The sequence below is a fragment of the Mycobacterium cajalii genome (genome assembly GCF_045809005.2).
Classification (GTDB): domain Bacteria; phylum Actinomycetota; class Actinomycetes; order Mycobacteriales; family Mycobacteriaceae; genus Mycobacterium.
This window is the reverse complement of record NZ_CM141436.1, coordinates 2955092-2975446: the sequence shown is the minus strand read 5'-3', so window position 1 is coordinate 2975446 and position 20355 is coordinate 2955092. Positions and strand designations below refer to the sequence as shown.

Annotated in this window: 21 protein-coding genes and 1 pseudogene; 6 read left to right on the top strand and 16 right to left on the bottom strand. The window is 66.8% G+C overall.

Going from position 1 to position 20355, the window contains the following annotated elements:
* Positions 1-4: 4 nt before the first annotated feature.
* The 3 genes from ACJ512_RS14115 to ACJ512_RS14105 all read right to left on the bottom strand — a co-directional run bounded on the left by ACJ512_RS14115 (position 5) and on the right by ACJ512_RS14105 (position 4865).
* A complete protein-coding gene (locus ACJ512_RS14115) occupies positions 5-1114 on the bottom strand; it encodes a type III polyketide synthase (RefSeq protein ID WP_407685508.1) in 1110 nt (369 codons plus the stop codon).
* A 66-nt stretch (positions 1115-1180) separates the two neighbouring features.
* Positions 1181-2569 carry a DUF7159 family protein gene (locus ACJ512_RS14110; RefSeq protein ID WP_461480082.1) on the bottom strand — a complete coding sequence of 463 codons (1389 nt, stop codon included), beginning with the start codon at positions 2567-2569 and terminating at the stop codon, positions 1181-1183.
* A gap of 106 nt (positions 2570-2675) precedes the next feature.
* The gene (locus ACJ512_RS14105; protein ID WP_407685534.1) at positions 2676-4865 is read right to left on the bottom strand and encodes a molybdopterin-dependent oxidoreductase; all 2190 of its coding nucleotides are present in this window, start codon (positions 4863-4865) and stop codon (positions 2676-2678) included.
* On the opposite strand from ACJ512_RS14105, the pseudogene ACJ512_RS14100 reads away from it, so the two are divergent.
* From ACJ512_RS14100 to ACJ512_RS14080, 5 genes and pseudogenes are all read left to right on the top strand, one after another.
* Positions 4833-5009 (top strand): annotated as a pseudogene (locus ACJ512_RS14100) (DinB family protein); the annotation flags it as partial. The gene ACJ512_RS14105 and the pseudogene ACJ512_RS14100 overlap by 33 nt on opposite strands.
* Positions 5010-5222: 213 nt before the next feature.
* Positions 5223-5516 (top strand): OsmC family protein, encoded by a 294-nt coding sequence (locus tag ACJ512_RS14095; protein WP_461480126.1) that lies wholly within the window; start codon positions 5223-5225, stop codon positions 5514-5516.
* A 359-nt stretch (positions 5517-5875) separates the two neighbouring features.
* On the top strand, positions 5876-6049 hold the full coding sequence (locus ACJ512_RS14090) for a hypothetical protein (protein ID WP_407685510.1): 174 nt from the start codon (positions 5876-5878) through the stop codon (positions 6047-6049).
* Positions 6050-6104: 55 nt separating this feature from the next.
* Positions 6105-6506 carry a nuclear transport factor 2 family protein gene (locus tag ACJ512_RS14085; RefSeq protein ID WP_407685511.1) on the top strand — a complete coding sequence of 134 codons (402 nt, stop codon included), beginning with the start codon at positions 6105-6107 and terminating at the stop codon, positions 6504-6506.
* Between the two features lie 56 nt (positions 6507-6562).
* The gene (locus tag ACJ512_RS14080) at positions 6563-7435 is read left to right on the top strand and encodes an alpha/beta fold hydrolase (protein ID WP_407685512.1); all 873 of its coding nucleotides are present in this window, start codon (positions 6563-6565) and stop codon (positions 7433-7435) included.
* A gap of 143 nt (positions 7436-7578) precedes the next feature.
* Here the strand turns inward: ACJ512_RS14080 and ACJ512_RS14075 are convergent, their stop codons facing one another.
* The 13 genes from ACJ512_RS14075 to ACJ512_RS14015 all read right to left on the bottom strand — a co-directional run bounded on the left by ACJ512_RS14075 (position 7579) and on the right by ACJ512_RS14015 (position 19520).
* Positions 7579-8205, bottom strand: a complete 627-nt coding sequence (locus tag ACJ512_RS14075) for a twin-arginine translocation pathway signal (RefSeq protein WP_369738423.1) — start codon at positions 8203-8205, stop codon at positions 7579-7581.
* Positions 8202-9077 carry a hypothetical protein gene (locus ACJ512_RS14070; protein ID WP_369738422.1) on the bottom strand — a complete coding sequence of 292 codons (876 nt, stop codon included), beginning with the start codon at positions 9075-9077 and terminating at the stop codon, positions 8202-8204. Before ACJ512_RS14070 ends, ACJ512_RS14075 begins: the two co-directional genes overlap by 4 nt.
* 103 nt (positions 9078-9180) lie before the next feature.
* Entirely contained in the window at positions 9181-9381 is a 201-nt protein-coding gene (locus ACJ512_RS14065; RefSeq protein ID WP_407685513.1) for a hypothetical protein, read from the bottom strand.
* A 103-nt stretch (positions 9382-9484) separates the two neighbouring features.
* Positions 9485-9832, bottom strand: a complete 348-nt coding sequence (locus ACJ512_RS14060) for a hypothetical protein (RefSeq protein ID WP_369738420.1) — start codon at positions 9830-9832, stop codon at positions 9485-9487.
* A 60-nt stretch (positions 9833-9892) separates the two neighbouring features.
* Positions 9893-10414 (bottom strand): Rv2253/PknI dimerization domain-containing protein, encoded by a 522-nt coding sequence (locus ACJ512_RS14055; protein WP_369738419.1) that lies wholly within the window; start codon positions 10412-10414, stop codon positions 9893-9895.
* Positions 10411-11928, bottom strand: a complete 1518-nt coding sequence (locus tag ACJ512_RS14050; RefSeq protein ID WP_369738418.1) for an MCE family protein — start codon at positions 11926-11928, stop codon at positions 10411-10413. Before ACJ512_RS14050 ends, ACJ512_RS14055 begins: the two co-directional genes overlap by 4 nt.
* Positions 11928-13175: an MCE family protein gene (locus ACJ512_RS14045; protein ID WP_369738417.1), complete on the bottom strand. Its 1248-nt coding sequence runs from the start codon at positions 13173-13175 to the stop codon at positions 11928-11930. The genes ACJ512_RS14050 and ACJ512_RS14045 overlap by 1 nt, the downstream gene beginning before the upstream one ends.
* A complete protein-coding gene (locus tag ACJ512_RS14040; RefSeq protein ID WP_407685536.1) occupies positions 13172-14653 on the bottom strand; it encodes an MCE family protein in 1482 nt (493 codons plus the stop codon). The genes ACJ512_RS14045 and ACJ512_RS14040 overlap by 4 nt, the downstream gene beginning before the upstream one ends.
* On the bottom strand, positions 14653-15732 hold the full coding sequence (locus ACJ512_RS14035) for an MCE family protein (protein WP_407685514.1): 1080 nt from the start codon (positions 15730-15732) through the stop codon (positions 14653-14655). Before ACJ512_RS14035 ends, ACJ512_RS14040 begins: the two co-directional genes overlap by 1 nt.
* On the bottom strand, positions 15732-16757 hold the full coding sequence (locus ACJ512_RS14030) for an MCE family protein (RefSeq protein ID WP_407685515.1): 1026 nt from the start codon (positions 16755-16757) through the stop codon (positions 15732-15734). The genes ACJ512_RS14035 and ACJ512_RS14030 overlap by 1 nt, the downstream gene beginning before the upstream one ends.
* Positions 16754-17941 carry an MCE family protein gene (locus tag ACJ512_RS14025; protein WP_407685516.1) on the bottom strand — a complete coding sequence of 396 codons (1188 nt, stop codon included), beginning with the start codon at positions 17939-17941 and terminating at the stop codon, positions 16754-16756. Before ACJ512_RS14025 ends, ACJ512_RS14030 begins: the two co-directional genes overlap by 4 nt.
* Positions 17942-17950: 9 nt before the next feature.
* Positions 17951-18796: an MlaE family ABC transporter permease gene (locus tag ACJ512_RS14020; protein ID WP_407685517.1), complete on the bottom strand. Its 846-nt coding sequence runs from the start codon at positions 18794-18796 to the stop codon at positions 17951-17953.
* 7 nt (positions 18797-18803) lie between these two features.
* Positions 18804-19520, bottom strand: coding sequence for an MlaE family ABC transporter permease (locus ACJ512_RS14015; RefSeq protein WP_369741562.1), 717 nt, complete (start codon positions 19518-19520; stop codon positions 18804-18806).
* 364 nt (positions 19521-19884) lie between these two features.
* On the opposite strand from ACJ512_RS14015, the gene ACJ512_RS14010 reads away from it, so the two are divergent.
* Complete coding sequence (locus tag ACJ512_RS14010; RefSeq protein ID WP_407685518.1) at positions 19885-20331, top strand: hypothetical protein; 447 nt, start codon at positions 19885-19887, stop codon at positions 20329-20331.
* Positions 20332-20355: the final 24 nt, after the last annotated feature.

Sequence of the window (20355 nt, the reverse complement as noted above, 5' to 3'; positions counted from 1 at the left end):
TCCCTCACCACCGCAGCAGCAACAGCTCGAAGCTGAAGCCCGGGCCCATGGCCAGCATCACCCCGAAGGCCCCGGGCTCCGGCGGCGCGGCGACCGTCCTGCGCAGCACGTCGAGCACCGACGCCGACGAGATGTTGCCGTTCTCGCGCATCGAGTTTCGGCTGTGCGCCAGCGCCTGCGGCGGCAGGCCCAGCGCGTTCTCGATCGAGTCGAGCACTTTCGGGCCCCCGGGATGGCACACCCACGTCGAAATGTCCGCGACGGACAAACCGTGGTCGCCCAGGAAGGCGTCGACCTCGCCGCGCAGGTGGTCGTCGGCCATCTTCGGAACGTCACGGGACATGACGAGCCGAAACCCGCTGGAACCGACGTTCCAGCCCATGACGTCGACGGTCTCCGGTACCACCCGACTCCGGGTCGCCAGCACGCGCGGGGCCCGGGTAGCGTTGGTGCACAGCGCCTTCCGATCGGCACCCGTGGCGACCGCCGCGGCCGCGCCGTCGCCGAACAGCGACACGCCGATCAGGGCTGGGATCGATGCGTCGTCACGCTGCAGCGTCAGCGAGCACAACTCGACGGACAGCAGCACGGCTACATCCCCCGGGTAGCCGTGCAGGTAGTCGTAGACGCGCGCCATCCCCGCGGCACCCGCCACGCAGCCGAGCCCGAACAGCGGGACACGCTTGATGTCCGGCCGCGGGCCGACCCGCGAGATCAGCCGCGCATCGATGGTCGGCACGGCGATGCCCGTGCTGGACACCATCACGATCGTGCCCACCTCGTACGGTTCGACATTCGCCTCGGCGAGCGCCTCCCGGAGGGCCCGCTCACCGAGGTCCACGGCGACCTCCAGGTAGGCGTCGTTGGCTTCGGTGAACCCGCTCAGCCGCGGGTAACGCGACAGCGGCAGCGCCAGGCTGCGCCGGTCGACACCCGCCGTCTGCGCGAAGCGCAGGAAGCCCGGTTCGGCGAACCCGGTGAGCTCGCGGGCCACTTCGTCCTGGTCGTAGCGGTGTGGGGTGAACGCCACCGCGGTGCCGGCGATCCGCGGGGCGGCACCGCGGCCGTGCTGGGCGGCCCAGTGGGAGGGCGGAGAATACGTTGTTGCAGTCATACCCAGCCGACGTGCGGCGCCCCCCGAAGGTTCATCCCGCACAAAGCCGCTTGGCCGACGCCCTCGTCACAGGCCCGGAATGCCCGGGATGCCCGGCACCGGGAGGTGCGGGATCGGAATCCCCGGTGGGCCGCCCGGGCCCGGCCCGGGGATTGGCGGGCCGCCCGGGATGCCCGGGATGCCCGGGCCCGGCCCGGGGATCGGCGGACCAGGAGGGCGGAGCGGAACCGGCGGGGCGGGCAGCGGCAGTCGCGGCGGCGCCGGTGGGGCCGGTGGGGCCGGAGGCGGCGCCGGTGGCGGAGGAGCCGCGGGGGCCGGCGCGGCCGGCGCCGGCTTCACCGGGGGACGCTGCTGTGTGGCCGGCTTGGCCGGAGGGGTGGGCGGCGGGGCCGGCTTCGCCGGGGCGACGGCGGTTGCGCCGATGGCCGGACGGTTGTCGACGTGTGGCCGGATGGCGATGGCCAGGGCAAATACCAGCGCCACCACCCCGCCGACGAATAGCGACAGCACGCCGATCGCCACCAGAAACGGTCTGGTCGTCTCCAGCCGCTCGCCGTCCTCCTCGCCTCCGATCGCGGCGGACGCGAAAAAGCCGCCGGTGGCAGCCGTCAGAGCGTCAGCCTCCTCGTCGGGGACGGCGCTGTAGGCGAGCGCCTCGTCACCCTCTTCGACGGCTGCAGGGATTTCCAGGTAGCCGGGGACCGCCGCCGGGGCCACCGCACCCGTGCCGGGATCCTGCGCGTAGGCCATCGCGGCGGTCGACGAGGAGAACAACGGCGGGTTGGCCGACGCCAGCGCCGCGCCCATCGCCAGCGCCGTCTCCGGCTCCGCCGGTGTGCTCACCACCAGCGACGTCGCCCGCTGCAGCTGCGGCTTGATCGCGGCGACGTCGACGCCGTCGGAGCCGACGACGAACAGGCCGTCCGGTCGCGGTTGCAGCCCGTCGACACCGGCGACCATCGCGGTCAACGCCGCGACGGCAGCGTGCTCGTCGTCGGGTAGGTTCTGTCGCCGTGCGTCGGCCAGCGAACCGTCCGCGGAGTCGACCACCGCCAGCGTCGCGGTATAGGGCTCCAGGAACAGCAGCGCGGTCTGCGCATAGTGCGTCGCGTTGCCCACCGTCTGAGCGAGCGCGGCGGCGGCCAGGAAGGCCGAGACCAGCATGACCTTCTCGATCTTCAGGCCGGCCAGCAAGTCGTTCAGCGTGGCGGCCTGGCCGGCCTCGGTCCACGTCACCCCGATCGACGCCAGCTCGTATCCGGCTTCGACCGCCCCCTCGCGGGTTCCCAGGATCGCCGAGACCACCTGTCGGGGGGCGTCCGGGGCGTCCGGGGTCCGCCCGGCGGGCAGCTCGAAGTTTTCCGTGTCGACCGTGGCGCCATCGGCGTTCTCCCCCTCGACCAGCACCATCCGAACCGTCGTAGGTGCCATCGATACCCCGAGTACGGTCTCCACCACCCCTCCCGCTATGGCTTTTCCCGGTCCTTCTCCGATGCCCCTCCCGTGCCCACCATAAACATCGACGGCGCGACGTCGCGCCCGGGCGTCGCGCGTTGGAGCGTCAGCCGATGGTCACCGGGATGCCGTTCAGGGCGCCGTTGCCGGACGGTTCGTCGAGGAACGTCGGCGGGGACAGCACGTTGGTGTTGACGCCCGGTGAGCCGTTGGCCACCGCCATGCGGGTGCCCGGCATGCCGTGCCCCCAGCCGTGGGGCATCGACACCACCCCCGGCCTGATCGCGCCGGTGACCTCGACGGGCACGGTGATCTCGCCGGCCTCAGATTTCACCGTGACGACGTCGGCGTCGGCGATCCCGCGGCGGGCCGCGTCGTCGGGGTGCATCAGCAGCGTGCACCGGTCCTTGCCCTTCATCAGCGCGGGCACATTGTGCAGCCACGTGTTGTTCGACCGCAGATGCCGGCGGCTCACCAAAACGAGCTCGTCGGAGGGCCGTTCCAGCCGCGCGGCCAGCCGCGGCAGGTCGTCGAGCAGGTATTGCGGGGCCAGCCGGATCTTCTTGTCCGGGGTGCCCAGCAGGTCAGGCAGCTGCGGCACCATCGGCCCGAAGTCGATCCCGTTCGGGTTGGCCTTGAGCAGGTCCAGAGTCAGTCCGCCCGGGTTCTCGCCGTAGCGGTCGCCGAAGGGACCGGTCCGCAGCGTCAGATCGAGCATGCGCTCCGGGCCGCCGTGCTCGTAGAGTTCGCGGATCTTTGCGCCGTCGAGTCCCTGCGTGAAGGCCAGGTAGTCGAAGAACCCGTCGTCGATCGCCGCCACGTCGACGTCCTCGGCCGGTGTGCCGGTGCACAGGCCGGTGAGCCGGATCAGGATCTCCCACTCGTGGGGGCGGTCGCCCGGGTCGAACACCGGCGCCGAATAGTTCGCGATGCTGCGTATCGCGAACAGCAGGATCAGGTCGTCGTGGTGCGGCTGCTCGAGCGGGGACAACCCGGGCAGGATCACATCGGCATGCCGCGTCGTCTCGTTGAGCCACAGGTCGACGGAGATCATCGCTTCCAGCATCGGCAGCGCCTCGTCGAGCTTGTCGCCGCCGGGCGTGGACAGCACCGGGTTGCCGGCGACGGTGATCAGCGCCTTGAGCTGCCCGTCGCCGGGTGTGGCGATCTCTTCCGCCATGCACGACACCGGGGCCTGACCGAGGACCTCCTTGGCGCCGCGCACCCGAGTGCGCCAGCGGCCGAATTCGGCTGCGCCGCCTTCCAGGCCGGGCAGCGGTTGCGTCGTGATCGACCAGGCCGCGGGCTTGGGGAACATCGCGCCACCGGGGGTGTCGAAGTGACCGGTCAGGATGTTGACCACGTCGACCAGCCAGCTGGCGAGGCTGCCGAATTCCTGGTTGCACAACCCGATTCGGCCGTAGACGACGGATCTGGGGGTGCCGGCGAGCTCGCGGGCCAACCGGCGAATCCGGTCCTCGTCGATGCCGGTGACGGCGGCCACCCGCTCCGGGGGCCACTCCGCGGCCACCTTGCGCATCGTGTCGAGACCGTCCACGTGGCCCTCGAGGTGCGGGCCGGGGTTCACCAGGTGTTCGTCGAAGAGGGTGTGCACGACGGCCAGCAGCAGCGCCGCGTCGGTGCCCGGAACGATCGGAAGCCACTCGTCGGCCCGGGCGGCGGTCGGCGTGCGCACCGGGTCGATGACGATCACCTTGCCCCGCCCGCGGATGTCCTTGATCAGGCCCATCACGTCGGGCGCAGCCAGCAGGGAACCCTGCGACGCGGCGGGATTGGCGCCCATGATCACCATCAGGTCGGTGCGCTCGATGTCGGGTACCGGGAAGTTCCACCACAGCCCGTACATCAGGTGCGACGACAGGTTCTTCGGCCATTGGTCGACCGTGCCCGGCGAATACGTGACCGGTATCCCCGACATCCCCATCAGCACACCCGCGTAGCGGGCCAGCGAAAACGAATGCGCCAGTGGGTTACCGGTGTAGGCGGTGACCGCCCCGATGCCGTACTTGTCGATCACCGGCGCCAGCAGTTCGGTGCAGCGGCGGAACGCCGCGTCCCAGCCGACCTCGTGCCATTGTCCGTCGATCTTGACCATCGGGCGGCGGATGCGGTCGGGGTCGTGGTGCAGCGCGGCCAGCGACGCGCCCTTCGGACACAGGTGGCCCCGGCTCCACACGTCGTCGCGGTTCCCGCGGATGCCGGTGACCTTGCCGTCGATGGGGCCGCCGTCGACGTGGATCTCCAACTCGAAGACGCCGCAGAACTTTTCGTCAATGTCTTGGCGCGTTTGGGCGACGGCGAGTGGGACCGCACGGTGCTCTACCACTACCCGCGGACGCGGGAACGCTCGTTGCGCTGGCTCGCGGTCCACACCGTGCACGAGGCCCAGCACCACCTCCTGGACATTCGCCGCCAGGTCGAGGCGCCGGCCGGCGGTGTGCCCGCGGAGGGCCCCGGAGAACACACATATCGGGTCCGGTGCACCTGGCAGGGCTCGACGGGCGTCGGCTACCGCGACTATCGACGCGAGCATCTGGTCAGTGCGCCCCCGGCCCACGACACGCTGACACTTTCGGCGGACCCGGCCTTCCTCGGTACCGCGGACCGGCTCAACCCCGAACAGCTGCTGGTGATGGCCGCCGCGTCGTGTCAGCTGCTGTCGTTTCTCGCCGCGGCCGCCCGGGCGCGCATCGACGTGCTCGGCTACAGCGACGACGCGGTGGGTGTCATGCCCGCCGGCGCTCCCCCGATGCGGCTGAGCCGCATCGCGCTGCGACCGCGGATCGTCGTGGCGGCGGGAGCGACCGCAGAACAGGTACGCCACCTCGTCGACGTCGCGCATCGGGAGTGCTACATCGCCAACTCGCTCAGCGCCGACGTGACCGTCGAACCCCAGGTCGATGTTCGCCCCGTCGCCGACGGCTGAGCCGGCAGCGCCGTCCACGCGGTGAAACAATCACGGCGGCAACCAGGTTCAGCACGCATGATCAGCGCACCCGTCCGCCCCGGCCAACGCCCGGCTAATGCCCGGCAAATCATTGGGCACCGGTTGGGCGCACCGACACCTACCGGAAACCGCGAGTCAACACGGCGACTCCGCGGCGGTGCCGAACCCACCGCGAACCTGACAACCTGCTGATTTTCCGCCGGGAATTGGGTTCGAGTTCGGCCGCCGAACTGTACACCCGCCCAGGCCCCGGCTTAATGTCGGCACAGATCAACCACCACGCGCAAACAACTAGCGGCCGCCACGATGATCGCCCACCCTCGGAAGGAACTGGGTCGATGCGCCAACAACCCGACCTCGACTATCTGCGCTGCGAACTGCTCGACCGGGTGGACGCGCTCCCGTTCCACGAATGGTCCCCCGACCTGCTGCGCGCGCTGATCGCGGTGTTCGACCTCAACGGCGTCACGCCGGCGCCCAGGCAGCACTTCCGGCCCTACCTCGTCAGATAGCGGTCGATCCGCGTGGTCCTCGGCGATCCGCCGCCGGGCCATTAGGGTCACCGCGATGGAGATGTGGGAACTCGTCGCCCGCGAACAGATCCGGGAAACCCTGGCACGCTACAACTGGTCGGGTGACGCCGGCCGCCTCGACGAGTTGGCCGAGACCTTCCGCCCCGACGGCGTTCTCGAGATTCGCGGCTTGAAGCCGCTGCGCGGGCGCTCCGAGATCCGCGAGTTCCTCGGCGGCGTGACCGGAGACCTGGCCGGCGGCGCGGGCGTCAAACCCGTTGTCCGGCACAATCTCACCAACGTGCTGATCACCGGCCTGACTGCCGGGCGGGCGCAGGTGTCGTCGTATTTCACCGTGCTGACCCACATCGGGCTCGACCACTTCGGGCGCTACCGCGACACCTTGGTGCCCGACGGCGCCGCCGGGCTGAGCGCCGGGCGCCCGCCCACCGGGTGACCGGCCTGCGGAACACCGCTGTCGCCCCGAAGCGCGGGCATGGCAGGGTGACATGCGTGGCCAACACTTCTGAACCGATCGCCGTCGAACAAGACCTGCGCGACATCGAAACCCCCAAAGGCGTGCTGCGGTACTACGACTGCGGCCCCGACTCCCGCCCGGCGCTGCTGTTCCTGCACGGCTCGGGCCCCGGGGTCACCGGCTGGCGCAACTTCCGGGGACTACTGCCCCGCTTCGCCGAGCACTACCGCTGCCTGATCCTCGAGTTCCCCGGCTTCGGCGTGAGCCCGGACGTCGGGGGCCACCCGATGGTGACCGCGCACGGCGCCGTCGTGCCGTTCCTGGACGCGCTCGGCGTCGACAGGGTCCACGTCATCGGCAACTCGATGGGCGGCGGGGTCGGCATCAACTTCGCGATCCGCAACCCGGAACGCATCGGCCGGTTGGTGACCATCGGCGGGATCGGCACGAACATCTTCAGCGCCAGCCCCAGCGAGGGCATCCGGCTGCTGCAGGAGTTCACCGAGGACCCCACCCGGCAACGCCTGGTCGACTGGCTCAAATCGATGGTCTACGACCAGGCGCTGATCACCGACGAGCTGATCGAGGAACGCTGGCAGCTGGCCACCGACCCGGAGACGCTGGCCGCCGCGCGCCGCATGTACGGCAAGGCGGCGTTCGCTGCCATGACCGCGGCGATGGAGGCCTCCGACCGGCCGATGCCGTGGGCGACGATGCACAAGCTGGCCGCCCCGACGCTGCTGACGTGGGGTCGCGACGACAGGGTGAGCCCGCCCGACATGGCCCTCATCCCGATGCGCACCATCCCCAACGCCGAGCTCCACATCTTCCCCAAGTCCGGGCACTGGGCGATGATCGAGGCCAAGGAGGCCTTCGAGAGCACCGTGCTGGCGTTCCTGTCGCGCTAGTGGTGATCGCGAGCGCGGCGGCTCGCCGAGAGTGAAGTGGTTGCGAAATCTGCGCGCAGACTTCGCAACCACTTCACTCTCGATGCGCGGCGGAGCCGGGCGAAGCGGGTCGCCACCATCGGGCTCAGTGGCGAGGGTACGGCCTAGATCGGATCGAACGTCGAGATGAGCCACACTCCATCGATCCGCGTCAGGCCGACGATGACGCTGCTGGCGGTCTGAACCGGCTCGGGTGTGTCCTTGCTGGTAGTGGTTTGATCGAGGAAGACCAAGACCTTGCCCGAGTCCGCGCGCAGTTCGTCGACTACGGCACGCTTCACCACAGCCGTGGTGCTGACGCCCTTGGCCTTGGCCGCGGGCAGCACGATCTGATCGGTGAACTTGCTGTAATAGGTCAAGAAGTCACCTGTCAGGTGTGACTTTGCGGCTGCCAGGTCACTCTCGAGTTTGTCCGGCGCATACGAAAGAAGGGCGACAGTTCCTTGCGAAGCCGCGGCGACCGCCGACTTCGCGGCCACGTCATCGGTCTGCCGGTCGTGCAGATATTGGCCGAAGTACAGCCCGGCTGTCCCCGTGGCGGCAGCCACGAATACCAATCCGGAGATGATCAGTGGCCAACGCGACACCAGTCGTCGTAGACGACTTCGGCGCGTGTTCGCCGCCTCATCCACCCAACCGCGCTCGCAGTCGCTGGGCCGCTCGTCGCTGACGCTGGTTCTGACTGCGTCAAACTGCGTGGCGTCGCGGTTTTCGACGCGGCTGGCGGTCATGGGATGAATTCCATGCTCGACATCTTGATCTGTCCGCCGTCCCTGACCAGCTTGAGGCTCAGCCGCCACGAGCGGGGCTGTCCCGCGGCGCCGGTGGTATCGGTGAGGGTGGTGTTCGCCGCAACCAGAACCACCGCGGTGTCGCTTGTCATCGAATCCACGGCGGCGGCGCGGACGCTGGTTTTGGTGGCCGCTTTGGCTTTCTGGGCGGCCTTGACGAAATCGTCTGCGGCAGTCTGAAAGTCAGATTTGAATTGGCCCGTCGAACTATCGATGATGCGTTGGACATCGTCTTTGGCGCGTGCCGCGTCGATAGACATCAGTGTGACGACAATTTGTCGTGCCGCGGCGGTGAACTCCGCAGCGCGGTGCTGCTGACGCGTCAGAACGGCGTGGTGTCGGATCATGACGGCGCTTGCGGCGATCAGTCCGGCGGTGCCGAGGAGCGCGATACTTACCAGGACCGTCATCGTGGCCGGACGGCGGGGTCGGCGCGCCTCCCGTTCGGGTGGTGGCTCGTCTACGTCAGAGCGCGATGCGGAAGCATCGGTGACCGTCGCGTCGACAAGGGGCAGTGGAGTTTCATCCTTGGAAGGAGGGTCCTCCTCGGAAGGGGTGTCGTCGCCGCCAGGGGCCACCGCAGAGGCCTCTGGCAACGCACTTTTAGCCAGCTGTCCACGTTGGGCCAGCCGCATGGCTTTCAGGCGGGCGCGGGCGGCGGCGGCCAGGGCTTCGGCCTCTGCCGCTTCTGCCTCCGCTTCTTCGAGAAGACCGGCGTCAGCTGATACGTCCTCGCTGCCGTTGAAGTTCGACCGCGTTGTCGTATCGGGCATTTCGTCCTCCCGTTGATTTTTCCATTCCAGATCGAGCACATCTTGCGCTGGTGCCGGGACCGCTTCTCGAGGCAAGTTAGCCGAGCGGGTGGCCGTACCGGGTCGACCTTCCCGCTCAGTGAGCATTGCCCGCCGCGCGGCCTCACCAGTGCCGTATGGAGCACAGTGCGCCCGTGGGACCCGAGTTCTCGACTTTGGGGCTGTATTGGTAGGGATTTTGGCTGTAGTCGGCCCAGCCGGGCGGGTCGGCGTCCCAGAAGTAGATGTCTGCGTCGACGCGGGTTTCCGCGGTCACGACGTAGGTGACCCGGTGCAGCACCGGCTCGTCAGCGTGCGCGGGCACGCGCGCACCTGCTGTGGTCGCGGTGAGCAATGACGTTGCCAGCCCGACCAGACGCCGCACTACGCATTTGCGCGTGCCGTCCATCATCGTCACCTCGGAGGGGCTAGCCGTCGCCACGAACCCACCGGGGTTCACCGTCGACGGACAAGCAGGTGAGGAACAACCCGTCGGGTGCCTGCGCGACCGAATTCTCGAACCCCTCGCAGTTGGCGTTTTCGTCCTTGATCCCCCGCATCGTCGGGGACCGAAAGTATCTGGGCCCGTACCGCCGCGGGGAGCCGCAGAAGACCAAGCGCCCCCAGGACGTCGTACCGAAGACAAAATGGGCGGTATCCGCGCATGGTGCGCCGAGGACGACGCCCCCTGCGATACCGGGAACGCAGGTGGGGTCGTCACACTCCGATCCCTGGGCCGCCGCCGGGGCGGGAATGCAGGCAGCGAGTGTCAGCACCGCGACCACTACGGCCGTGACCGGAACATCGCTGTGAGCAGGAGTTTTCGTCGCCACTTGTCAACCCGCCTTGACCAGCTTGAAGGGCATGCTGATGAAAAGTGTCCTGCTCCTGCCACAGGAACCGCTGATGCCCGTCGTCTCGTCGGCGCCGGTTAAAACGGTCGACGCCGCGTCGACGGTGTCGCCGTCAGGGTTGGTGGGGGCAAACCTGAAGACCTGAAGGCCGGCGGCGGCCGTCCCGTCGGGGCACGGCTGCCAGTTGTCGACGACGTGCTTGACGAACCAGACCCCGCCGGTCTGATAGATGGGGGCGCGCCAGCCCCAGTCGCTGACCACCGTGCCCGCGCATTCGGTGGGATAACTGCACGTGGTGTCGATGGTCCACGTGCTTCGGATGCTCGGCTCGTCGTGGTAGATGTCGTTGGTCTTCGCCCACTCCCCGTTCGATGTCGCGGTGTACCTGCCGTTGAGACCCCAGCCGTCGGCCGCCCCGGCCGACGGTGCACCAACGATCGTCGCAATCACCGTGGCGGCCGCAATGGGGATACTCGCCAAAGCGCGGAATCGGCGCCCCCTCATGTGGGGAACAGGTCCTTCCACGAACGCCTTCCGGCGTGGGCCACCAGATCCGACTGGCGATACACCGTGCCGTCCGGGCCGGCATAGCGCCCGGTGCGGGGGTCGTAGGTGGCGATGGCAACCGACGGACCGGCTCCTCCCTGGGGTGCGTACGCACTCGGCGCGGCGGCCGGGACCCCTCCGTCCGGGACGGGCGAAGACGGTGGCGGCGGCGTGCCGTCGACCGGCCCGAAGATGTTGTCGTTGAAGCTGGTTCGATCGTCGGGCGGAATTCCCTGCGCGATGAGGTTCGGGTCCATCGGATAGGGGCCGAGCACGTGCTGGCGAATCGCCAGCGGCTCGAAGGGTTTATCGCTGTCGCAGATTTCGACCGTCGGCGCGCGCTTGCCCGGATGCCCCATGCACGGGTAATTGCGGGCGCCGCGCACCCCGATGGGAGAATCCTGCGGCAACTTGCAGTACAAGCCGTCGGGGGTGTCGATCACCGTGGTGTCCTCCGGTGACCGCCACGACGACGGGGGCAAAAAGCCCACGGTGCAAGCCGGCGGGTCATTGATCGTCAGGGTGAAGTCTCCGAGCGAGAAACCGGTCGGATTGTTCTTGGGCACACCGTAGGACTGTGTGGCGGCAATCGTGGGCGGTAGTAACACCAGCAATTGCTCCAGCGAGGGGTGGTAGGTGACGCCGACCTGTCCAAGGGTGGTGAGATTGGCCAACAGCACCGGCAGTGTCGGTTTGGCCTGATTGAACAAGCGTGCCGCCTCGTCGGCCGCCGACGGCGCGGCACGGAGCAGTACCCTCGTCTGTGGGTCATCGGCGACCAGTTGTCCACTGATGCCGGCGAGGCTGCGTGCCCACGTTCGGATGGCGGCGGTGGATTGCGCTTGGCCCTCCAGCAGCGGCTTACTGTCGTCGATGAGTGCCCGCGACCGCTCGGCGTTCGCATTCGCGTCGCCGATGAGCCGCGAAGACGAGTCGAGCAACGATCCCATGTCGTACCCAGACCCGTTGAAAGCCTTGAATGTTTCATCGAGCAGGCCGCTGACCTTGTTCTTCGGGATACTGTCGATGAGCAAGCTGACCTGATCCAACATCGGTCCGACGGCCTGCGGGATCGAAGTCCTGGCCGCGGGGATGACCGAACCGTCTGCGAGATAGGGGCCTGCCGAAGTCACCGGCTGCAGGTCGACGTATTGTTCGCCGACCGCTGAGACGCTGAGCACCGCCGCATGCAGATTCGCGGGGATCTTCGGGGAGGTCTGCAACGACAGCGTCGCGGCCGCGCCGGCCCGCGTGGGCCGCACCTCGGTGACCTTTCCTACCTCCACTCCCCGATAGGTCACGTTGGAAAACCGGTACAGCCCGCCAGTTCCCGGCAATTCGAGCGTGACCGTCATTCGGCCGATGCCGAGCAGGGTAGGCACCTGCAGATACTCGACCACCATCACGGAAATCCCGATCACGGATGCAATCGTGAAGATGACCAACTGGACTCGAACGAAACGTGTCAACATCAGCGGCCCCCGACATCCTGTGGCGGGAAATCGGTTGGCGATGGGACCCGTGCCGAATTGGCTTGCTGAGCCGTCGCCACGGAGCCCGACTCTGGCGGCGCGCCGGCCGTCGGCGGCATCGCCACCGCGCTGGGCGGGGCCGTAAGCGGAGCGTTGAGCGGGTCTTTGGTGAACGTGCTGTACCACGGATCCCCCGGCGCCGGCACCAATTCGGCGCCCTCCTGACCCCACCGGGTGCCCAGCATCAGTCCCCTCTTGAGTCGGGGAATCGTGAAATCGAACGTGATGAACTCGTTCAAATAATCGCCCCTGATTGCACGGTCGATGAAGTTCTGCGGATACGGGTACGTCGGCACGAACCCGAGCACCGTGTCCAGGCTTGGCCCGACATCGGCCAGGGCACGCACCGTCGGCTCCAGGTTTCGCAGATTGGCGACCAGATCGGCATGAGACGAACGGATCACCCCGGTGGCCGTGTCGCTGAACACCCGAAACTTCTCCAGCGCTGTGGTGATCCGCGGCCGCTCTTTGACCAGCACGTCGAGGGCGGGAGGAATGCGGTCGAGCGCCTGGGTGACGACACCGCTTTGTCCGGCCACGGTGCCGGACAGCTTGTTCAACGCGGTAATCGACGCATTGATGTTGTCGCGCTGGGTGTCCAGCAGCCCGACGAAGTCGTTCAGGCGACTCAGCAGATCGCGGATCTTGTCTTCGCGGCCGCCCAGGGCCGCGTTGAACTCGTTGATCAGGCCGCCGACCTTGCCCAATCCCCCACCGTTGACGATGACCGAAAGCGAGGACAGGGTCTGCTCGGTGGATGGGTAGGTCGACGAGCGCTGCAGGCCGATGGTGGACCCGGGCTCGAGTCTCCCGGCCGGCGGTCGGCCCGGTGGCGGATTCAACTCCAGGTGCATGGAGCCCAGCAGACTGGTCTGTCCGACGCTGGCCACCGCGTTGGCCGGCACAATCGCATCCGGGCGCACCGAGATCTCGACGTCGGCGTGCCAGTTGCGGAGGGTCATCTTGCCGACGCTGCCGACCACCACGTCGTTGATCAGCACCGGTGAATTGGATTCGAGGGTGCCGACATTGGCGATCTCCACGTGGTAGGTCACCGCGCCCGGACCGCGTCCGACCGTGCCGGGCAGAGGCAACGAATTCAAGCCGTCGAACGCGCACCCTGTCGCGGTCATCACCACCGAGGACGCGATCAGTGCCATGCGGCGCCACGATGGCGCGCCCCTCATGGCGTTCCGCCCAGGGGTTCAGGCGTTGCGCCCGTCGGCGGTTGTGCCTGCGCAGGCAGCAGCATGTCCTGCAAGTTGGACGGTGACGGCGCCGGTCGCGCGGCGCCGGGTACACCGGGCGGGATGGATGCGCCGGGGAACAGGGCCGGCGACGGGTCCGCCGGCAACCCGTGCGGCGCATAGGCTCCGGGCGGCCCCGGTGGCGCATCCCACCCCGCCGGCGGCGGCATGTCTCCCGCGCCCGTGTACGCCGACACCGCCGGGGGCTCGGAGGGTACGGGCGGAACCCCGCCCGGCCCGCCGGGCGCCAGATTGGGATCCGAGTAGACCAGATTCCCCGGGTCCGGCGACTTCCGCAGATAGGCGTTGAACGGTATCGGCACGTAATTGAAGTTCATCAGGCGCAAGGCCGGACCGAGGTACTGGGCGCAGAGTTTGCCCGTTTCGGTGGCGGTGGCGTTCTTCACGGCGCCGATCGCCGAGCACACGAGTGCCACCGGGTTGGCGAAGTTCGACATTGCGAAAGCTCCCCTGGCTGTTCCGGTGTCGGGGTCGTAGATGTTGTAGCCGTTGGCGATTGCGTTCGGCGCCACGTGCAGAACGTTCTCCAGGGCCGTGCGGTTGTCGACGAGGTTCTGGGTCACGTTCGCCAGTCGCCCCAGCTGTTCGGCGGTCTGGTCCCGGCTTTCGGCGATGAATCGCCGCACCTCGCCGACCGCTGATGACAGGTTGGTGAGCGCGGCGTCCAGGTCGGACCGGTTACCGTCCACGACGTCGCTCACCGTGGCCAGGCGATCCTGGAATTGCACGATCTGGGCATTGCTGTCCCGCAGGGCCGAGACAAAGATGTGCAGGTTTTTGATCATGTCGACGATGTTGCCGCTGCCGCGGGCCAATATCCTTCCGACCTTGGAGAGTTCGGTGATGGTTTGGCGGAGCTTGTCCCCATTGCCGGCCATCGCGTTGGCCGCGCTGTCGATGAAGCGCCCGAGCGACGTGGTCGATGCGCCGTTGGCCGGCCCCAACTCCGTTGCCAGCCGCATCAGTTGCGTTTTCACCTCGTCCCATTCGACGGGGACCGCGGTGCGCTCCACGCCGATCACCGCTCCGTCAGCCATGATCGACCCGCCGGATCCATTCGCATCGTAGGCCGGCGTCAATTGCACGTACCGCGCCGCAACGAGGTTCTGCGCCACGATCACCGCCTTTGCGTCGGCGGGTATCGGCACATCGTGATCCACGGCGAGGACCATTTTGGCCTGGGTTCCCTGCGGCTCGATGGATCTGATCGTGCCCACTTTCACCCCGGCGACACGCACCTCGTCTCCGGGGTAGATCGCGGTCGCCGAGCTGAAGTACGCGGTAATGCTTTTCGGCGCGAAGAATTCCTGGCGCAGGATGAATGCCGCGGCCGCAATGAGAAGCCCCACGAAGGTCACCGACAGTGCTCTGGTGAGCCGCGGTCCGCGCGCCCTCATCATCGCCCTCCGGGAATTGCGTTGTGCGGCCAAGGGAATTCTGCCCGCGGGCCTGCATTGTCGGGTGGCTGCCCTGCATTGACGCCTCGGCGGAAGCCGAAGGCGTAATCCAGGAATGGTTGCAGGGCTTGGGCCGGGAGTAGGTTCCCGACGAAGGCATTGTAGTAGAAGCCGTTGTTTACTGATTCGCCCTGGGTTACTTGATATTTCGCCAAGCCAGCCATGGATTTCGCAATGTTGTCCCGGTTCTTCTCCAACATCGCGGTCACCGAGTTCAGTTTCTGCAGTGTTGGCGCCAGCTCCTTCTGGTTGTCTGCGACCAGGCCGGACAACTGCTGAGCCAGCGCTGAAGTATTGGCGAGCAGATTGACGATCGCATAGCGACGTTGATGCAAGACCCCCAGCAGGTCGTTGGCGTTAAGCAGCAGCGTGTTCACCTGTTGGCTGCGCGCCGACAGGATCGCCGTGAGATCGGCGGCGTTCTTGAGCAGGTTGGCAAGCGACTCATTCCGGCTGTTCAACGATTGCGACAGCCGACTCAGGCCCTCAAACGTCGGCCCCAAGCGCGGCGCGATCCGGTCTATGGTCTCGGCCAATGTGTCCAGGGACCGGTTGAGCGCCGCGGTGTCCGTCCCGGCGGTGTTGTCAGCGAAGTCGCTGACGGCGTCGGTCAGCGAGTACGGCGAGGACGTGCGCGAGACCGGGATGACGTCGGCCGCGTGCATAGCTCCGCCACCTGAGGGTTCCAGAGCCAACATCCGGGCACCCAGCAACGTCCCCGTCCTGATATGCGCGGTCGTTGTCGATCCGAGACGCACCCTCGAGTCGAGACTGAACGTCACCAACGCCTTTCCGTGGCGAAGTGTGATCTCCGAGACCGTGCCCATCTTGACCCCCGACACTCGGACGTCGTTTCCGGCGGTGAGGCCGCCGGCCTCGGTGAACAGCGCCTGATAGCGCACGGAGGTGGCCATCGACAACAGCTGTTGGGGGTGCAGTCCGATGATGACGACGAGCACGACCAGCACGAAGCCGATGAAGCCGGTTCGAATGAGTTGGCCGCCGCGATATTTGAGCATCAGGGCTCCCCGCACCTTCCGGTATCCTGTTTGATCCAGGGGAATTCGGCGGTGCGGCCCTGAAGGTCGCTGACCCGGATCGATATTCCGCACAGATACTGGTTGATGAAACTGCCGTAGGAGCCGAGCCGCACGAGCTTGCGGTAGTTTTCCGGCGCCCGCTGTAACGTAAGGTCCAGGCGCGCCTTGTCATTGTCCAGCAACGGAGCCAGCCGGTTGAGCTGGTCGATGGTGCCCGCCAGCGGTGGGCGGGCCTGGGTGAGCAGGTCCGCCAACGATGCAGTCCCGTTGTCCATCGCGGTGATGGCCTCTCCAATGGGATCGCGGTCGGCGGACAAGCCCGTGATGAGTCGCTCGAGACGGTCCACCGTCCCGGAGAACTTGTCACCGTCTTTGGCAACCGTCGCGACGCCCTGGTTGAGATTGTCGATCAATTGCTGCACCACTTGCCCGTTGTCTGCCAGCGCGTGAGAAAACGAGGAAGTCTTGGCGAACAACGACTCCATGTCGCCACTGCTGCCTTGCAGAATCTGAATCAGCGAGTTGGTCAACGCGTTGACCGCTTGCGGGTTGAGTCCCTGGATCACCGGCTTCAATCCGCCCAGCAGCAGATCGAGGTCCAGCGCGGGCTCGGTGCGGTTTTGCGGGATGCGCGAGCCCGGTGGTTCGATCCTGGCGGAGCCAGGCGCATCGATGAGGTCCAGGTAGCGGTTACCGACAAGGTCGAGATAGCGCACCGCGACCCTGGTGGAGGTGGTGAGCATGACTTCGCGGTCGGCATCGAAGCTCACCACTACCGAGGTGTCCGGCTGCAGCGACACCCCGGTGACAGTGCCAACCCGGATGCCCGCGGCGCGAACGGAGTCTCCGGGCTTGAGGCTGGACGCATCGCCGAACACGGCCGAATAGGCATTCGTCGAACCCGTGCGGTACTGGCCGAGGATGGCGAACAGGGCCGCCGTGAGCAGTGTTGTCACGACGGCGAAGGCTCCAAATTTGACCGCGGTCACAGCGCCGCCCCTCATCCCGGCTGCCCGATCTGTGGTGTGTTGCGTGGTGGTCCGTCGATGGGTCCGTACAGCATCTGCTTGAGAGCATCGGAGTTCAGCAAGATGCCCTGGTTTCCGTACTGGGCCTGGTTGGCATCGATGTCGGTGACCAGATATGGCGGACGCTGCCCGAACCCAACGTTCGGCAGCCCCATACACTGCGGACCGCCGGTTGCCGCGACCTTGGGCAGGTTCTGCGGGTAGCGGTACCGCTCGGTGCCCAGCAGGAAAGAATCCAGCAAGAGAACACCCGGCACCGGAAGGGGCGGCCCGGTTGCCAGCGGCTTGAGGCCCGCCAGGCCGCAGGTAAGGGCCTGGTTGTATTTGTTTGTCAGCGCGGTGGTGGGCACCAGCAGATGCAGGACATCGGCGAACGCCTTGGCGTTCGCGGCCAACACCTCGTTTCCCGTATCCGCCAGGGCGATCGCACTGATCAGAAGTGTGTCGAGATCCTGTTGTCGGTCGACGATCGTGTCGCTGACCCGGGTTGCGCCATCGGCGATCGCGACCAAATCCGGCGCCGCATCGGCATAAGCGTTGAACACCTTTGGCGCCAACGCGAATTCGTGGCTCAGGGCCGCCAGACTCGGATCGAGTTTGGCCAACAGCGTGTCGAGATCGGCAAGCGTATGGCCTAACTTCTCGCCCCGCCCGCTGAACGCCTGCGCGAGGGCGCCAAGGGCCTCGTTCAGCTTTTCAGGTTCTATCCGCGACAGCACCGAAACCAACTGCTGAAAAACGGTGTTGATCTCGACAGTTACATGCTGGGAGTCGAGCACCTGTCCCGCCTTCAGCGATTGCGGCGAGGGGTCCGGCGGCGGTGTCAGCTGGATGAATTTCGATCCGAAGACCGTCGTCGATTCGATGTCGACACGCGAATTGGCCGGAATGAGGTGCAGCCAAGACGGTTCAATCGCCAGGTGTATGGCGGCTCGACCGTCTGGCAGGTTCTCGATCGAGGACACCTTGCCCACCTGCGCACCGTGCAGCTTCACCTTCGCGTCGGGGTTCATCACCAGACCCGCCCGCGGGGACAGCACCGTGACCGGAACGGATTCGACCGCCCCGCCGCGGAATAGGACGATCGCTCCCGCGACGATCGCACCGATTGCGACGACGGCGACCAACCCCAGCAACGGGCGTACGGCGGAGTTCGACACGGTTTACCCCTAGCCCGACAGGTTGAAGTTGCCGTTGGCCCCGTAGATGGCCAGCGAGACCAGCAGAGTCACGGAGACGACCACGATCAGCGAGGCCCGCACCGCGTTCCCCACGGCGACACCCACGCCGGACGGACCTCCGCTCGCGAAATAGCCGTAGTAGGTATGGATGAACAGGATGGCCAGAGCCATCAGCGATGCCTGGAGAAACGACCACAGCAGGTCGTCCGGGTTGAGGAACGTCGAGAAATAATGGCCATACAACCCCCCGGATTGCCCCAGCACCACCACCGTCGTGAACTTGCTTGCAACGAATGACAGGATGACCGCGATCGAGTACAGGGGTGTTATCGCCAGCATCCCCGCGATGATCCGCGTGCTGACCAGGTAGGACACTGGCCGAATTGCCATGCTCTCGAGTGCATCGATCTCCTCGTTGATCCGCATCGCGCCAAGCTGGGCGGTGACGCCCGCGCCAAAGGTGGCCGCCAAACCGATGCCGGCGACAATCGGTGCCGAGATACGGACGTTGATGAATGCCGCCAAAAACCCGGTCAACGCCTCGATCCCGATGTTGCCCAGCGAGCTGTACCCCTGGATGGCCAGCGTTCCCCCCGTCGCAAAGGTCAGGAATCCAACAATGACCACCGTCCCACCGATCATCGCCAATGTTCCCGCGCCCATGCTGATCTCGGCAATCAGTCGGACAATCTCGTGCCGGTAGCGGCTGACCGCGAACGGTGCCCCTGCCATCGACCTTGCGTAGAACAGGACATGGTCGCCGATCGAGCCCAGCGCGGCAACCGGTCTGTTCATCTCTTGCATAAGGCGCGGATGCGCCGCTCGCAACGTCATCGCGTGCCTACTTCGCCGTCATTTGGATTCCGATGGCGGTCACCACGACGTTGATGACGAACAGCGACATGAACGCATACACCACCGTCTCGTTCACCGCGTTGCCCACCGCCTTGGCGCCGCCACCGGTGATCGTCAGCCCGCGGTAACAGGCGACCAGGCCCGCGATCAGACCGAAGAGCAGTGCCTTCACCGATGAGATGATGAGTTCGGGAACGCCGGTCAGCAGGGTGATGCCCGCGGCGAATGCACCGGGATTGACATCCTGGACGAATATCGAGAAGAAGTAGCCGCCCAGGATGCCGATGATGCAGACGAGGCTGTTGAGCAGCAGCGCCACCACTCCAGATGCCAACATGCGCGGCGTCACCAATCGCTGGACCGGATTGATGCCGAGCACTTCCAGGGCGTCGATCTCCTCGCGGATGGTGCGGGAACCCAGATCCGCGCACATGGCCGTTGCGCCTGCGCCCGCCACAATCAGCACCGTCACCATCGGACCCACCTGTGTGACGGCGCCGAAGGCCGCACCTGCCCCGGACAGGTCGGCGGCACCCAATTCACGCAGCAGGATGTTCAATGTGAAACTGACCAGCACCGTGAACGGGATGGCAACCAGCAGGGTTGGCATGAGCGAAACCCGTGCGACGAACCAGGACTGGCCCAAGAATTCCCGCCATTGAAATGGCCTGCGGCAAGCGAACTTGCCCGCATCGGCGGCCATCGCGACCAGGCCCCCGATGGCCTCGAGCGGCCCGGCCACGTTGCTGCGGAGCAGCGTAAGCCTCAGTCGCCAGCGGTCCGACGCCATGCTGACCACGCGGACTGACTCCTCTCAGATCGTTACCGTCGCCGCCAACCAGGCTGGCCCTCGCCGAACCCGCGACGGGTTACCCGGCGGCAACCTTCCCGGATGAGTGAGTTGCGTAACACAGCGCGTCCCGCCCACCGGGAGACCCGGCACACGGCGCTGCCGGACGGCCCAGTATCGCTGTGTGACTGCTCACCAGCCGGCGTCCGACAGCCGTGACCCGGAACATTGCGTGTCCCGGCGGCCGGCAGGTCCGCCGACCACGTTCGGTTCGGGAATGCAAAAGGCTATTGCGGCGTTGGCGCTGACCGGCTGGGCGGCGCTGACGGCCACGGTTGCCTCGCCGGTGGCCCATGCCGAAATGCGCACGGGGAACTACGAGCTACTGATCACCGGAAGATACGACTTCCACACCTGGGTTTGGGCCATCTCGTCCTGCCCCGGCGAATGCGTCAGCGTGCAGGCGATACCGCGACCGGTGGCCAGAGCTTTCGAATACAGCGGTGCTGCCCGCCTCACCGACGGGAGATACACGTTGACCGTCGACGTTCCCGACGGTCTCCGCTGCGGCGATGTCTACTACGGCCCGATCATCCCGACGCGGGACGTCTACTCATGGGATGCGACGACGCTCGTCGGCACGTTGGAGTCGTCGTTCGCGTCGGGGTGTGGTGGTTCGCCAGGCGGGACCCAGAGCTACCCATTCTCACTGGCCCGCATGTAGGTACGGGACTGCCGCTGCATCACG

Bases quoted from the DNA above. Each gene is read 5' to 3' on its own strand.
- ACJ512_RS14050 (WP_369738418.1), bottom strand. From the start codon at position 11,928: ATGTTGACACGTTTCGTTCGAGTCCAGTTGGTCATCTTCACGATTGCA.
- ACJ512_RS14045 (WP_369738417.1), bottom strand. From the start codon at position 13,175: ATGAGGGGCGCGCCATCGTGGCGCCGCATGGCACTGATCGCGTCCTCG.
- ACJ512_RS14035 (WP_407685514.1), bottom strand. From the start codon at position 15,732: ATGCTCAAATATCGCGGCGGCCAACTCATTCGAACCGGCTTCATCGGC.
- ACJ512_RS14090 (WP_407685510.1), top strand. From the start codon at position 5,876: ATGCGCCAACAACCCGACCTCGACTATCTGCGCTGCGAACTGCTCGAC.
- ACJ512_RS14085 (WP_407685511.1), top strand. From the start codon at position 6,105: ATGGAGATGTGGGAACTCGTCGCCCGCGAACAGATCCGGGAAACCCTG.
- ACJ512_RS14115 (WP_407685508.1), bottom strand. From the start codon at position 1,114: ATGACTGCAACAACGTATTCTCCGCCCTCCCACTGGGCCGCCCAGCAC.
- ACJ512_RS14055 (WP_369738419.1), bottom strand. From the start codon at position 10,414: ATGAGGGGGCGCCGATTCCGCGCTTTGGCGAGTATCCCCATTGCGGCC.
- ACJ512_RS14075 (WP_369738423.1), bottom strand. From the start codon at position 8,205: ATGACCGCCAGCCGCGTCGAAAACCGCGACGCCACGCAGTTTGACGCA.
- ACJ512_RS14020 (WP_407685517.1), bottom strand. From the start codon at position 18,796: ATGACGTTGCGAGCGGCGCATCCGCGCCTTATGCAAGAGATGAACAGA.
- ACJ512_RS14030 (WP_407685515.1), bottom strand. From the start codon at position 16,757: ATGAGGGGCGGCGCTGTGACCGCGGTCAAATTTGGAGCCTTCGCCGTC.
- ACJ512_RS14095 (WP_461480126.1), top strand. From the start codon at position 5,223: ATGGCCGCCGCGTCGTGTCAGCTGCTGTCGTTTCTCGCCGCGGCCGCC.
- ACJ512_RS14010 (WP_407685518.1), top strand. From the start codon at position 19,885: ATGCAAAAGGCTATTGCGGCGTTGGCGCTGACCGGCTGGGCGGCGCTG.
- ACJ512_RS14040 (WP_407685536.1), bottom strand. From the start codon at position 14,653: ATGAGGGCGCGCGGACCGCGGCTCACCAGAGCACTGTCGGTGACCTTC.
- ACJ512_RS14015 (WP_369741562.1), bottom strand. From the start codon at position 19,520: ATGGCCGCCGATGCGGGCAAGTTCGCTTGCCGCAGGCCATTTCAATGG.